This is a genomic window from Caulobacter sp. GW821-FHT09B11 (assembly GCF_059418205.1).
The window spans coordinates 65,418-79,242 of the sequence record NZ_JBWKPK010000027.1 but is presented as its reverse complement, the minus strand read 5'-3'; the positions used below and the strand labels follow the sequence as shown (position 1 = coordinate 79,242).

Sequence of the window (13,825 nt, the reverse complement as noted above, 5' to 3'; positions counted from 1 at the left end):
ACCTCGACGGTGGTCTCGATCAGCCGGGTCGGCGCGCCGTAGTCGGCGGCGGTCTTGACCAGGGCGATGGTGTCCTTGGGGAAGCACGAGCCGCCGTAGCCGGGGCCGGCGTTGAGGAACTTCGACCCGATGCGCTTGTCCAGGCCGATGCCCTTGGCCACCTGCTGGACGTCGGCCCCGACCTTTTCGCACAGGTCGGCCATCTCGTTGATGAAGGTGATCTTCATGGCGAGGAAGGCGTTGGCGGCGTACTTGATCAGCTCGCTGGTGCGGCGGCCGGTGAAGACGATCGGGGTCTCGTTCAGGCTCAGCGGGCGATAGAGCTCGCGCATCACCGCCTGGGCCCGGTCGTCCTCGGTGCCGACCACGACGCGGTCGGGACGCTTGAAGTCCTCGATCGCCGCGCCTTCGCGCAGGAACTCGGGGTTGGAGACCACGGCGAACTGGGCGTTGGGATTGACCCGCTTGACGATGGCCTCGACCTCGTCGCCCGTGCCGACCGGCACCGTCGACTTGTTGACGATCACGGTGAAGCCGTCGATCAGGCCGGCGATCTCCTCGGCGGCGGCGTAGACGTAGCTAAGGTCGGCGTGGCCGTCGCCGCGGCGGGTGGGGGTGCCCACGGCGATGAACACCGCGTCGGCCTCCTTGATCGCCTGGGCGCCTTCCAGCGTGAACGACAGGCGGCCTTCACGCACGTTGCGCGCCACCAGATCGTCCAGGCCCGGCTCGAAGATCGGGATCTCGCCCGCCAGCAGTCGCGAAATCTTGCGCGGATCCTTGTCGATGCACGTCACCACGTGACCGAAGTCCGCAAAACACGCCCCCGACACCAGGCCCACATAGCCCGTGCCAATCATCGCTACGCGCATCGAAACCTCATTAGACTTAACGCCTCGCGACACAAGGCAGGTGGATCGGGCCTGTAATTGCGTAATCAGAAGTTGGAAGCAACCGTCTCTTCGTGAAAATTCTAGGCTGCGGCCGTCATCGACATATTTCGCCTGTCCAATGGGCTTTATTCACTAAGTTCCAAGCAATCGACCTTGACTACACCCGCAGGATGAACTTTGCGCATCCTTGGGCGAACTGTGCCGATGGGCAGGGGTCAGGCGCTTTCGCGCAGGGGCTGGGGCGCGGCGGGACGTCCGCGCGACAGTTTCGAAAGCCAGCGCGGTGCGGCCAGGCCCAGCGGCGCCAGAAGGCCCCATCGGGCGAGCACCAGGTGGGCCACGAACGGGGCGATCACGCCCGCCGCCGTGCAGACCAGGGCGTAGGCGCCGGCGATCGGCGGCACGTGCAGCTTGACCATCACGATGCGCAGGCCGGCGGCCACGATGATGTGCATGACGTAGATGCTCATCGACGCCTCGCCCAGCTTCACCGCCCAGCGCTTGAGCGCGCCGGGCAGGGCGCTGGCCGTGGCGATCAGCGCCGCCGCGCCGAGCAGGGCGGCCGGCAGGGCGGGGATGGAGCTGTAGTCGCCGTGCGCGACGAGGCTGGCCGCCCAGACCGCGCCGGCGAACAGCGCCCACAGCACGGCGGGCGCCGCCGGGCTCTTGGTCCCCGGCCACGACAGGGCCCTCGTCGCCGTCAGCACGCCGACCAGGAAGAACGGCAGGGAATAGGTAAAGCGCTCGAGGATGACGTCGTTGGGCAGGAACTGGCTGGCCGCCAGCGCCCCGACCGCGACGATCGCCAATGCCATGGGGCGGTAGTTCACGATCGCCAGGACGATGTGGCACAGCATCAGGGCGTACAGGAACCAGAACTGGGCCATGGGGCTCCAGCCGATATAGGCCAGTTCGTGGACGTCGAGCTGCCGGTTGGTCTGCGACGAGGCCGCCACCAGGATCAGCCCCTGGATCAGCGACCACAGCACGTAGGGATAGGCGACCGTGACGACCTTGCTCAGCAGGTAGGACCTGGCGCTGCGCTCCACGCTCCTGCGGGCGTTCAGCCCCGCCAGGAAGAAGAACAGCGGCATGTGGAAGCTGTAGAGCGTGAAGTCCAGCGCCGCCCAGAACGGTCCCTGGGCGATGTTGGCCGACACCAGGCCGCGGGAGACGTGGCTGAGCACGACCAGGATGATTCCCAGGCCCCGCGCGGCGTCGATCCAGTCGATGCGGGGGCGCTTCTCGCCGCCGGAAGGGCGGGGAAGCGCGTCGGTCGTCGCCGAAGAGCGGGTGTCCATCTCTGACGCCATGCCTGCCAATGTTGTGCTGCCTAAGGAAATGCACGCCTAGGTGCAAAGGACGCGATGGCGCTTTCTCGCGCCAATTTGGGAATTTTCTGTGACCCGAACGCGAGGAATTCACGTCGGCTGGCCATTTGCTCAAATCGATCGCAGCGCCGCTGCGGCCACGCTTTCCTCATGCACGCCCAGGCGGCGGAAATTCCCCTTCGTAGAACATTGATATTCCCCTCGCGGTTGTACCGAATCCGTGTTTAGCTCGGAGTTGCAATCGTGGGGCGTGCCCATCTGCGGGGAGGGCGACGAGTGGCGGGTTCGTTACTGGAAAGTCTGTTGGGCGGCGCGGCGCGGGTGCTGAGCCGGTTCCAGCCGTGGCACAAGTATCCGACCACGCTGGCCGTGCCGACGCTGGCGGGGCTGCGCGTCAACATGCGCCACGAGAACCTGTTCGATACCGAGATGGAGCCGACGATCCCCCCGCCCGAGCCGGCGCCGGGCTCGATCGACGTGCGCCAGGCCCGCACCGCCGACGGCAGCTATAACGACCTGTCCAAGCCGTGGATGGGCATGACCGGGGCGCGCTTCGGCCGCAACATGCCGATCGAGCGCACCTTCGGCGAGGAAGAGCCGGCCCTGATGACCCCCAATCCGCGGGTGATCAGCAACCGGCTGCTGGCCCGCAAGGAGTTCGTGCCGGTCCCGCACCTCAACGCCCTGGCCGGCGCCTGGCTGCAGTTCATGGTCCACGACTGGCTGAGCCACGGCGAGAACGACCCGGAAGACAAGTTCTACGTGCCGATCCCCGAGGGCGACAGCTGGCCGGGCGGGGTGATGGAGATCCTCAAGACCCTGCGCGACCCCGACCGTCCGGGCGACGCGGGCCGGCCCCAGGCCTACACCAATGTCGAGACCCACTGGTGGGACGCCTCGCAGATCTACGGCTCGTCGCTGCGCCGGCAGGTCAAGGTGCGCACCGACCCGACGACGGGCCAGTTCCTGACCGACGGCAAGCTGGGCCTGAAGCCCGACGGCCACCTGCCCATCGACGAGGCCGCCAAGATCCCTGGGCTGGAGCTGGCCGGTGTCAACGGCAACTGGTGGATCGGCCTGTCGGTGATGCACACCGTCTTCGTGCGCGAGCACAACTCGGTCGTGGACCGCCTGAAGATCGACTTCCCCGAGGCCTCGGGCGAGTGGCTGTTCCAGAAGGCGCGCCTGGTGGTCTCGGCCCTGCTGGCCAAGATCCACACCGTCGAGTGGACGCCGGCCCTGATGAACAGCCCCGAGGGGCGCCTGGCCATGCGCGCCAACTGGTGGGGCCTGGCGGGCGAGACCTTCCACAGGGCGTTCGGCCGGCGCGGCGAAAGCGAGATCCTGTTCGGGGTGGCCGGCTCGCCGGTCGACCACCACAACGCGCCCTACGCGATGACCGAAGAGTTCGCGGCCTGCTACCGCATGCACCCGCTGATGCCGGACGACTATTCGTTCCGCAGCCACGTGAACGACAAGGAACTGCTCAAGCGCGACCTGATCGGCGTGGCCCGCGGCCAGGCCTCCAGCGTCTACGAGCACGCCAGCTTCGACGACGTCGTCTACTCGCTGGCCACCAGCCACCCGGGGGCGCTGTGCCTGCACAACTACCCCAACACCCTGCGCAGCCTGCCGCCCAAGCGCGACAACGACGTGCTGACGGATCTGGCCGCCACCGACATCCTGCGCGACCGCGAGCGGGGCGTGCCGCGCTACTGCGAGTTCCGGCGCCACATGGGCATGCGCGCGCCCAAGACCTTCGCCGAGCTGACCGACAACAAGGAATGGCAAAAGGAGCTGGAGGAGATCTATGGCGACGTCGAGAAGGTCGACCTGCTGGTCGGCACCCTCGCCGAGAGCCAGTGCGCCCGTAACGGCACGCCGCCTGGCTTCGGCTTCTCCGACACCGCCTTCCGCATCTTCATCCTGATGGCCACCCGCCGCCTGAAGAGCGACCGCTTCTACGGCGAGGACTTCAACGCCGACGTCTACACCCCGGCCGGCTTCGCCTGGGTGCGCGACAACGGCCTGCGCCAGGTGATGGAGCGCCACGTTCCGGCCCTGGCCGCCCAGTTCGCCGACGCCCGCAGCATGTTCTTCCCCTGGGCCAAGGGAACCGCCGGATGAGCAGCCGGATCCGCATTCCCGGCCTCGTCGACGTGATCCGCCTCGACGAGCCGGCCGCCATTCGCGCGATCGTCGCCGACCCGCGCCTCGACCGCGACTTCAAGAAGGAAGGGCCGCTGATCAACCGGCTGCTGGCCGGGCGCATCCGCAAGGTGCTGCGCGTGGGCTCGCACCCGCTGCCGGCCGTGGCCCCGCGCGAGGCCGAGGATCGCGCCCGCCTGCAGGCCCTGCTGGAACAGCGGCTGCAAAACGCCCAGCTGGGCACGCCCGAGCAGCGCGCGACCCTGGCCGCCTATGTGCGCGGCGAGAAGGGCGAGGGGGTCCTGGGCCCCACCGCCCAGGCCGCCGTCGGCGAGCTGTTCGCCCCCGGCTACGCGGCCCGCAAGGATCGCTGGAAGGCGGCCCGCACGCTCGACGCCGCGCCGCGCTCGTTCAATCCGCTGCAACTGCTGTGGTGGGCGCTGACGGGCGCCGTCGATCGGGCTCGCAAGACCCTGGCCGCGCCGGTCGACAACGATCCGGCCGCCGTCCACGCCACCGGCGTCGCCGTGCACAACCTGGTGCGGGGCCTGAAGATCATGCGCGGCCTGTGGCGCCAGCCCTTCGCCCGCGAAAGCCTGACCGAGGAGGCTGTGATCTGCCAGTGCGCCGTCGCGCCGGCCAACGTGCTGCGCCAGTGGAAGGCCCCGGCCAGCACCCTGTGGGGCGAGGTCGAGCCGGGCGCCATCACGCTCTTCCAGCTCGACGCGGCCCGCTATCGCAGCCCTTCGCACCAGATCGTGTTCATGACCGACAGCTGGAGCCGCTGTCCCGCCCACCACTGGACCGCCTCGCTGCTGGGCGCGGTCTGGCGCGAGGCCAAGGCCAGCGCGCCTGCCGGTAAGGGAGCGCGCTGATGACCGACGTCCTGCCGCCGCGCGCCGCCGCCGGTCCGATCATCCGCACCCCCGCCGACGCGGCGGCCGCGGGCGACCCGATCTTCCAGCCGCTGCATTTCCGCAACCTGACCGTCAAGAACCGGATCTTCCGCTCCAACATCTCCGGCATCTTCGACAACCAGGACGGCTCGCTGACCCAGACGCGGATCAACTGGGAGAGCAAGTTCGCCAAGGGCGGGGTGGGGGCGATCATCTCGTCCTACGTGCCGGTGCTGATGGAAGGCCGGATCATCGCCGGCTACGCCACCGTCCACCGCGACGAGTTCATCCCGCTGTGGGCCAGGCTGGGCGAGGCGGTCCACAGCTTCGACGCCAAGTACATCATGCAGCTGAGCCACTCGGGCCGGCAGATGGACCTGCCGGGCGTGCACAACCAGATGCGGCCGAGCCTGACCTCAACCAGCAACAGGGAGACCCTGCACGGCTTCCTGTGCCGGGCGATGACCAAGGGCGACATCGAGCACACGATCAACGCTTTCGCGGCGGGGGCGTGGCGGGCGCGCGAGGCGGGGCTGGACGGGGTCGAGCTGCATGCGGCCAACGGCTACCTGTTCACGCAATTCCTCAGCTCGGGGATCAACGACCGCACCGACGAATACGGCGGCTCGCTGAAGAACCGCGCCCGCTTCCTGCTCGACGTGATCAGCGCCATCCGCTCGCGGGTCGGGCGCGACTTCCACCTGCAGGTCAAGCTCAGCGCCATCGACCGCAACAACGTCATCCCGTGGGAGCACAAGGGCAACACCCTGGCCGACACGGTGCAGGTGGCCCAGTGGGTCGAGGCGGCCGGCGCCGACGCCATCCACGTCTCGTCCGGCTCGCTGTTCCCGCACCCGCTGAACCCGCCGGGCGACCTGCCGATCGACATCCTGGCGGTGACCTACGACGCCATGATCAGCTCGGGCGTCTACGGCTTCCGCAACTTCCTGCTGTTCCGCTATCCGCTGCTGCGGCCGATCTTCCACTGGATCTGGTTCCGCATGAAGAAGGGTCATCCGATCGAGGGCGTCAGCCTGGAGGAGGCCCGGGCGATCAAGGCGGCGGTCAGCGTGCCGGTGCTGTGCACCGGCGGCTTCCAGACGGCCTCGTTCGTGCGCGACGCCATCTCCGAGGGCGTGGTCGACGGGGTGTCGATCGCCCGCTCGCTGATGGCCAACAAGGATCTGGTCCAGCAATGGGCGGCCGGCCGCGACCTGCCGGAAAAGCCCTGCACCTACTGCAACAAGTGCCTGGCCAACGCGCCCAAGAACCCGATGGGCTGCTACGAGGAGGCCCGCTTCCCGTCCCGCGAGGCGATGATCGACGAGATCATGAGCGTCTACAAGCCGCGCGCCGACATGCGCATCCCCCTGGCTTCGGAGCTCTAGGATGGCGGCCAACAAAGCGGTGACGGCGGTCGAGGCCCACCTGGCTGCAACGCGCTGGCAGTTGCGGCTGGGTGTGGCCGTGGTGGCGCTGCTGATCGCCGTGGCGGTGATCGTGCTGGGCCTTGGCCTGTGCGCGGCCCTGCGGCTGTCGGGCTCGGCCACGCCGCGCTACGCCAGCGACGTCGACCACTTCAAGTACGGTTCGATCGGCTCCGAACCTCAGAGCGGCGTGCCCTATGCGGTGTGGAAGGCCCTGCCGGCCCTCTATCCCAAGCAGTTCGAGGGCCGCAGCGACTACACCGCCTTCGGCTTCATCTACGAGACCGACGACAAGGGCGTCCGCAAGGACCTGCCGATCGGCGTCTCCAAGCGCCAGGTCAACGGCGTCGACGTGGTCTGGCTGAACTGCGCCACCTGCCACACCGGCACTTGGCGGGCTTCGGACGGCGGCGTCGTCCACGTCGTGCCGGGCATGCCGTCCAACAATCTCGACTTCCACCGCTTCGTTTCCCTGCTGCTCACCGCCGCCACCGACGAGCGGCTGGAGCCGGCCGACCTGTTCGGGCCGATGGAGAAGGCCGGAGCGCATCTGGACTGGTTCGACCGCCTGGTCTGGCAGGCCGCCGTCATGCCGCGCTTCCGCGAAGGCCTGATCCGCGTGCGCGGCCGCCTTGGCCCGCTGCTGGAGCGGCAGTCGCCCTGGGGAGCGGGCAGGGTCGACACCTTCAACCCCTACAAGCTGCTGCAGTTCGGCACGTCGGCCGCCAGCCTGACCCAGGCCGAGGTGCACGGCGTCTCCGACTTCCCGGCGATCTTCAACCAGCGCCCGCGCGAGGGCATGGAACTGCACTGGGACGGCAACAACACCTCGCTGCAGGAACGCAACCTGTCGGCCGCCATCGGCGCGGGCGTCACGCCCAAGACCGTCGACCACGCCTCGCTCCGGCGGGTGGCGGGCTGGCTTATGGACCTGCCGGCGCCGGTCAGCCCGCATCCGCTGAACGCCCCCGCCGCCCTGCGCGGCCAGGCGATCTACAAGGCCGAATGCTTCGCCTGCCACGGCGGGCAGGAGGCCGGCGGCTACGTCTTCAAGGCCGAGAAGCTGGGCAAGGTGACGCCGATCGCCCTGATCGGCACCGACCGCGCGCGGCTGGACTCCTACACCAAGGAGTTCCGCGAGCAGCAGCTGAGCAAGATGTTCGCCGGCACGCCCTACCAGTTCCGCTATTTCCGCAAGACCGACGGCTATTCCAACCAGCCGCTCGACGGGCTGTGGCTGCGCGGACCCTATCTGCACAACGGCTCGGTGCCGACCCTGACCGACCTGCTGAAGGCGCCGGCCGAACGGCCCAAGGCCTTCCTGCGCGGTCGCGACCAGGATGTGCTCGATCCGGTCAACGGCGGCTTCCTGACCACGGCCTGCACGCCCGGTCAGCCGACCCCGCGCGGGACCGCCTGCTACGACACGGCCCTGCCCGGCAACGGCAATGGCGGACACCTCTACGGCGTGGGTCTGACGCCCGAACAGAAGGCCGATCTGTTGGCCTATCTGCTGACTTTCTGAAGGGGGAGCGACGATGAGCGACGGCCTCAGCATCGGCTGGTCGAACGAGCAGGCCAGGCGCGCGCGCGACGTCTATCGCGGCGTGCTCGGCTTCAACATGTTCCTGCACCTGGTCGTGGGCCTGCTGTGCATGTTCGCCCCGAACTTCGTCTCGCAGACGGTGGGCCTGGACGCGCCGAACGTCGCGGGCTGGACGCGCGGCTGGGGCGCGACCCTGATCCTGGTGACGGCCCTCTACGTGCCGGGGCTGCTGGAGCCGGTGCATAAGCGCGCCCCCAACCTGATCGGCATATTGGGCCGAATCTGGATGGGCACGGTCTGGGTGTTCTGCGGCGGCGGCTTCCTGTGGTTCGCGCTGTTCGACTACGCCTGGGCGCTGATCATCTTCCTGTTCTACCTGCGTCTGTTCCGCGCCCACGTCATGACGCGGCCTTAAGGAGGCGCGCGCCATGGCGACCGATCGCACGCCCGCCGTCCTGATCAAGGCGCCGCCGCTCAAGTCGCAGAGCCTGCGCCTGGGCTTCGGCGCGGCCCCGATCCGGCTGAAGGCCGAGCCCTTGTTCGAGCACATCTCCCAGCCGGCGGGCGAGGGCGAAGGCTTCGCCGCGGCCGGCGGAGGCGGGGCCGAATGGCAGAAGCTCAGCCTGGAGCAGGGCGACGACCGCAATCTGTGGGACCTGTGCCACGCCCTGGCCGGCCAGGGCGGCGAGGGCCTCGGCGCGGCCGGCGGCGGCGGACCGGTCTTCGCCGAGCCCGACCTCGAGCAGCGCTGGTCCTATCCCGCGCCCGAGGTGACGATGGGCGCGGCCCCGGCCTGCCGGCCCCAGCCGACGCCGCAGCGCCGCAACTTCCCCCATGTCGACGGCGACAATCTGTGGTTCCGCAACGGCGACCATTCCGGCTTCACCCCAGCCAGCCGCCAGACCGGCGCCGGCGCGCGCATCGCCCATATCGACACCGGCTACGACCCGACCCACCGCTATCTGCCCAAGCACCTGCGGCTGGACCTGCAGCGCAACTTCGTCGACCGCGACCATCCGCGCGACGCCAGCGACCGCTCCGAGGGCCTGTGGGTGCAGGACGGCCACGGCATGGGCACCATCGCCATCCTGGCCAGCGAGCAGTACGGCGGCGCGCCTGGGGCCGAGGTGGTGCCGATCCGCATCGCCGACCGGGTGGTGCTGTTCCGCTCCAGCACCTTCGCCCAGGCGCTGGACTATGTGTACGGCCTGCGCAACGATCCCAAGACCCGCATCGACGTCATCACCATGAGCATGGGCGGCCTCGCCTCCCAGGCCTGGGCCGAGGCGGTCAACCGGCTGTACGAGGCCGGGATCTTCATCGTCACGGCGGCGGGCAACAACGACAACAACTTCCCGACCCGCAACGTCGTCTATCCGGCCCGCTTCAACCGGGTGATCGCCGCCTGCGGGGTGATGGCCGACGGCTCGCCCTACGCCGACCTGGGCCAAGGGCGGATGGCCGGCAACTACGGCCCCGACAGCAAGATGGGCACGGCGCTTGCGGCCTGCACGCCCAACCTTCCGTGGGCGGTGGGCGGCTGCGCCAACCTGGTCGACTGGAGCGGCCAGGGCACCTCGTGCGCCACCCCGCAGATCGCCGCTGCGGCGGCCCTGTGGATCGCCGAGAACCGCGCCAAGATCGACGCCTATCCCGAAGGCTGGATGCGGGTGGAGGCCGTGCGCAAGGCGCTGTTCGCCAGCGCCCGCCCGGGCGCGCGCAGCACCTTCGGCGCCGGCCTGCTGCGCGCCGACCAGGCCCTGGGGGTCAAGCCGGCGGCGGCCGGCTCGCTGAAGAAGTCGCCCGCCGACGACGCCGCCTTCGCCCTGATCCGCCTGGCCGCCGGCCTCGGCGCGGCCGGCTCGCCGCCCGTCGATCCCGCCGTGCAGCAGATGCTGGAACTGGAGATCCTGCAGCTGTCGCAGTCGGCCGCGATCGAGGCGATTATGCCCGATCCCGCGCAGCCGCCGGACACCGAGACCGGTCGTCGCAAGCTGCGCGAGGCCCTGGCCGACCAGCCCCGCGCCTCGCGCCGGCTGAAGGCCTATCTGCGCGGGTCCGACACCCGCACCGTCCAGCCGCCGGCCAAGCCCTCGGCCCCGGCGCCCGCCCCCGTCCTGGGCGACATGGAACGGCTGCACCTGGACCACGCCCTGAACCCGACCGTGCGCGAGCCGGCCGGCCGCCGCCTGCGCGTCTACGCCTTCGACCCGTCGTTCAGCGCCTCGCAGGACACCGCCGGCATCAATGTCGCGCGGCTGGAGGTGCCCTGGGACGGCAATCTCAAGCCCGGGCCGATCGGCGAATATCTCGAGGTCATCGACGTCGATCCGGTCAGCAACGCGGCCTATGCGCCGGTCGACCTCAACCATCCGCACCTGCTCAGCCAGGACGGCCTGTCGCCGACCCCGGCCGACCCGCGCTTCCACCAGCAGATGGTCTATGCGGTGGCGATGAAGACCATCGGCCATTTCGAGCGGGCGCTGGGGCGCACGGCGCAATGGTCGTCGCGCCATCTCAGCGAAGGCGACCTGCCGACCCTCCCGCCCGCGGAGTCCATCGGCGACGCCGGCAAGCCCAAGCGCCGGGAGCGCGAGGAATACGTCCAGCGCCTGCGCATCTATCCCCACGCCTTCCGCGGGGCGAACGCCTATTACAGCCCCGACCGCAAGGCGCTGCTGTTCGGCTATTTCCCCGCCGCCGGCGGCGACTGGCGCGGATCGCCCGCCGGGCAGATGACCTTCAGCTGCCTGTCGCACGACATCGTCGCCCACGAGACCTCGCACGCCCTGCTCGACGGCCTGCATCCGCGCTATCGGGAATCCACCCACCCCGACGCCATGGCCCTGCACGAGGCCTTCGCCGACATCGTCGCCCTGTTCCAGCACTTCACCCTGCCCGAGGCGCTGGAGCACCAGATCGGCCGCAGTCGCGGCGACCTGACCGGCGGCGGTCCCCTGGTGCAACTGGCCGTCGAGTTTGGCCGCGCCACCAGCCGCGAGGGCCAGTTCCAGAAGGCCCTGCGCGAGGCGGTCGACGGCCTGTCGAAGGAGAAGCTGTCGGAGCTGCAGGGCGCCGCGCCCGAGCTGCCGATGGAGGCGCACGATCGCGGGGCCATGCTGGTGGCCTCGGTGTTCGACGCCTTCCTGACCCTCTACGCCGCCCGCCAGGAAGAGGTGATCGTGCTCGCCACCGGCGGCAGCGGCGTGCTGCCCGAGGGCCAGTTGCCCCAGCCCCTGGTCAAGGCCCTGGCGCGGGTGGCCGCCAAGCTGGCCGAGCAACTGCTGAACATCTGCATCCGCGCGCTCGACTACTGCCCGCCGGTCGACGCCACCTTCGGCGACTATCTGCGGGCGATGATCACCGCCGACCGCGACGTGGTGCCCAACGACGTGCGCGGCTATCGCCTGGCCCTGATCGGCGGCTTCGCCAAGCGCGGGATCTTCCCGCAGAACGTGCCGCACCTGTCGCCCGGCAGCCTGGTCTGGGAAGCGCCCCCGGCGGTCATCACCACGGCCTCGCGGCTGCTGCCCAAGCTCGACCTCGGCTGGAACCTGCGGAACCGCCGCCAGAAGGCCTGGAACCTGTCGCGCGACAACGCCCGCGTCCTGCACGCCTGGCTGTCGGGCCGGCGCTGGGAGAACGGCAAGCAGGTCGCCGTGCCGCTGGACGAGCGGGCCACCGACCTGGAGCTCAAGGCCTTCGGCCTCTATCGCGACGAGGGCGTGCAGAAGATCGACTATGTCGAGAACGGCGAGACCTTCAGCGAGGAGGTGACGATCGGCAAGATCGAGGTCCACTCGGTGCGGCCCGCCCGGCGGATCGGCCCCGACGGGGTCACGGTCAGCGACATCGTCGTCGAGATCACCCAGAAATGGACCGACAGCGGCGGCGTCACCCGCCGGGGCGGCTGCACGGTGCTGTTCGACCTGGAGAGCTACCAGGCCCGCTACCTGATCCGCAAACGCGTGGCCAACCTCGCCCAGGCCTGGGCCGAGACGGCCGCCGCCCCGCCGCCGCGCGGGACCGGCCAAGTCCGCAGCGCCTATTTCGGCGTCATGGGCGACCGCGAGCCCTTCGCCATGCTTCACGACTGCTGTTGAGGGGGAGGGGCGATGACCAAGCACCGCGCCAAGGTCAGGATGTATCGCCACGGACTGGGCGATTGCCTGCTCGTCCGCCTGGCGCGCGACGGCGACCGGGATTTCAACATCCTGATCGACTGCGGCGTCATCCTCGGCACCAGCGACGCCCGCGCCAAGATCAACAAGGTCATGGAGAACGTCGTCGCCGAGACGGGCAACGTCATCGACCTCCTGGTGGTGACCCACGCCCACGGCGACCACGTCTCGGGCTTCCTCCAGGCCGAGCCGATCTTCCGCAAGCTCGAGGTCGGCCAGGTGTGGATGGCCTGGACCGAGGATCCGGACGACAGCTTCGCCAAGTCGCTGCTCGACGAGCGCGGCCGGCGCGGGGCGGTCGACGCCCTGCAGGCCGCGGCCGGCCAGATGCAGGCGGCCGGCGACGCGGCGGCGGGCGAGAAGATCGCCGGGCTGATGGACTTCTTCGGGATCGACGACGTGCCGTTCGGGGCGGCCGGCGGCCGCGCCACGACGGAAGACGCCGTGCAGGTGGCGCGCGAACTGGCCCCTGAGGGTAAGCTTCTCTACTGCAAGCCCGGCCAGGAGCCCTATCGGCCGCCCGGCGCCAAGGCTCGGATCATGGTTCTGGGGCCGCCGCGCGACCACGACCTGATCCGCAAGTCGACGCCCAGCAAGAAGGCGCCCGAGACCTTCGACATGGCCCTCGACGCGCCGGGCGACGGGCCGCAGCCGGGGATCGAGGGGCGTCCGTTCTCGCCGCTGTTCACCATCCCGCTCGACGTGGCCCGCGCCGAGGTGAAGTTCTTCCAGGACAACTACTGGAACCAGGCGGGCGAGGCCGGCTGGCGCGGCATCGACGATGTCGGCTCCAGCGCGCTCGACTTCGCCATCAAGCTCGACAACGACACCAACAACACCAGCCTGGTCCTGGCCATCGAACTGGACGGCCCGGGAGATGGCGGTGGTGAAGAGCCCGGCCGCGATGTCCTGCTGTTCGCCGCCGACGCCCAGGTCGGCAACTGGCTGTCGTGGAAGGACGTCAAGTGGACCAAGCCCGAGGGCGAGGACGCCGACGTCGAGGGCCTGGACCTCGTGCGCCGCACCATCGTCTACAAGGTCGGCCACCACGGCAGCCACAACGCCACCCTGAAGGACTATTTGCTGTCGATGGAGCGCCTGCGCATCGCGCTGAACCCCGTCGACGAGGTGATGGCCGGCAAGAAGCGCTGGGACCACATCCCCCTGCCGTCGCTGGAGGCGGCCCTGCGCAACCAGGCCAAGGAAGCCCTGGTCCGCGCCGACAAGAACGGCGTCACGGGCGACGACATCGTCGAGGACACGCTGTTCTACGAAGTGACGGTCTGAAGATCCTCCGCTGAAGGGCGGGGCGGCCCGGAGGGGGAAGTTTTCTCCACCCCAAACAAACTCGCCTCCCTCGCCCTTGTGGCGAGGGTCCATGCCGGCGACCGCTCAGACCTCTA

9 protein-coding genes are annotated in these 13,825 nt (G+C 69.5%); 7 read left to right on the top strand and 2 right to left on the bottom strand.

The features are described 5' to 3' along the window. A partial coding sequence (locus AC07N1_RS19050; protein WP_494673210.1) for a UDP-glucose dehydrogenase family protein occupies positions 1 to 872 on the bottom strand: 872 nt, incomplete at its 3' end. A 236-nt stretch (positions 873 to 1,108) separates the two neighbouring features. After that, a complete protein-coding gene (locus tag AC07N1_RS19045) occupies positions 1,109 to 2,194 on the bottom strand; it encodes an acyltransferase family protein (protein WP_494673209.1) in 1,086 nt (361 codons plus the stop codon). Positions 2,195 to 2,500: 306 nt separating this feature from the next. Between AC07N1_RS19045 and AC07N1_RS19040 the strand changes: the two genes are divergently transcribed. The 7 genes from AC07N1_RS19040 to AC07N1_RS19010 are packed head-to-tail and all read left to right on the top strand — an operon-like array spanning position 2,501 to position 13,709. Continuing rightward, positions 2,501 to 4,351 carry a peroxidase family protein gene (locus tag AC07N1_RS19040; RefSeq protein WP_494673208.1) on the top strand — a complete coding sequence of 617 codons (1,851 nt, stop codon included), beginning with the start codon at positions 2,501 to 2,503 and terminating at the stop codon, positions 4,349 to 4,351. Continuing rightward, positions 4,348 to 5,247, top strand: coding sequence for a hypothetical protein (locus AC07N1_RS19035; protein WP_494673207.1), 900 nt, complete (start codon positions 4,348 to 4,350; stop codon positions 5,245 to 5,247). The genes AC07N1_RS19040 and AC07N1_RS19035 overlap by 4 nt, the downstream gene beginning before the upstream one ends. Beyond that, a complete protein-coding gene (locus tag AC07N1_RS19030; protein ID WP_494673206.1) occupies positions 5,247 to 6,656 on the top strand; it encodes an NADH:flavin oxidoreductase in 1,410 nt (469 codons plus the stop codon). The genes AC07N1_RS19035 and AC07N1_RS19030 overlap by 1 nt, the downstream gene beginning before the upstream one ends. Position 6,657: 1 nt before the next feature. Next, positions 6,658 to 8,220 carry a c-type cytochrome gene (locus AC07N1_RS19025; protein ID WP_494673205.1) on the top strand — a complete coding sequence of 521 codons (1,563 nt, stop codon included), beginning with the start codon at positions 6,658 to 6,660 and terminating at the stop codon, positions 8,218 to 8,220. 13 nt (positions 8,221 to 8,233) lie between these two features. Continuing rightward, entirely contained in the window at positions 8,234 to 8,656 is a 423-nt protein-coding gene (locus tag AC07N1_RS19020; protein WP_494673204.1) for a hypothetical protein, read from the top strand. 13 nt (positions 8,657 to 8,669) lie between these two features. After that, entirely contained in the window at positions 8,670 to 12,344 is a 3,675-nt protein-coding gene (locus AC07N1_RS19015; protein WP_494673203.1) for a S8 family serine peptidase, read from the top strand. Between the two features lie 12 nt (positions 12,345 to 12,356). Continuing rightward, positions 12,357 to 13,709, top strand: coding sequence for an MBL fold metallo-hydrolase (locus tag AC07N1_RS19010; protein WP_494673202.1), 1,353 nt, complete (start codon positions 12,357 to 12,359; stop codon positions 13,707 to 13,709). The last annotated feature ends 116 nt before the right edge of the window (positions 13,710 to 13,825 follow it).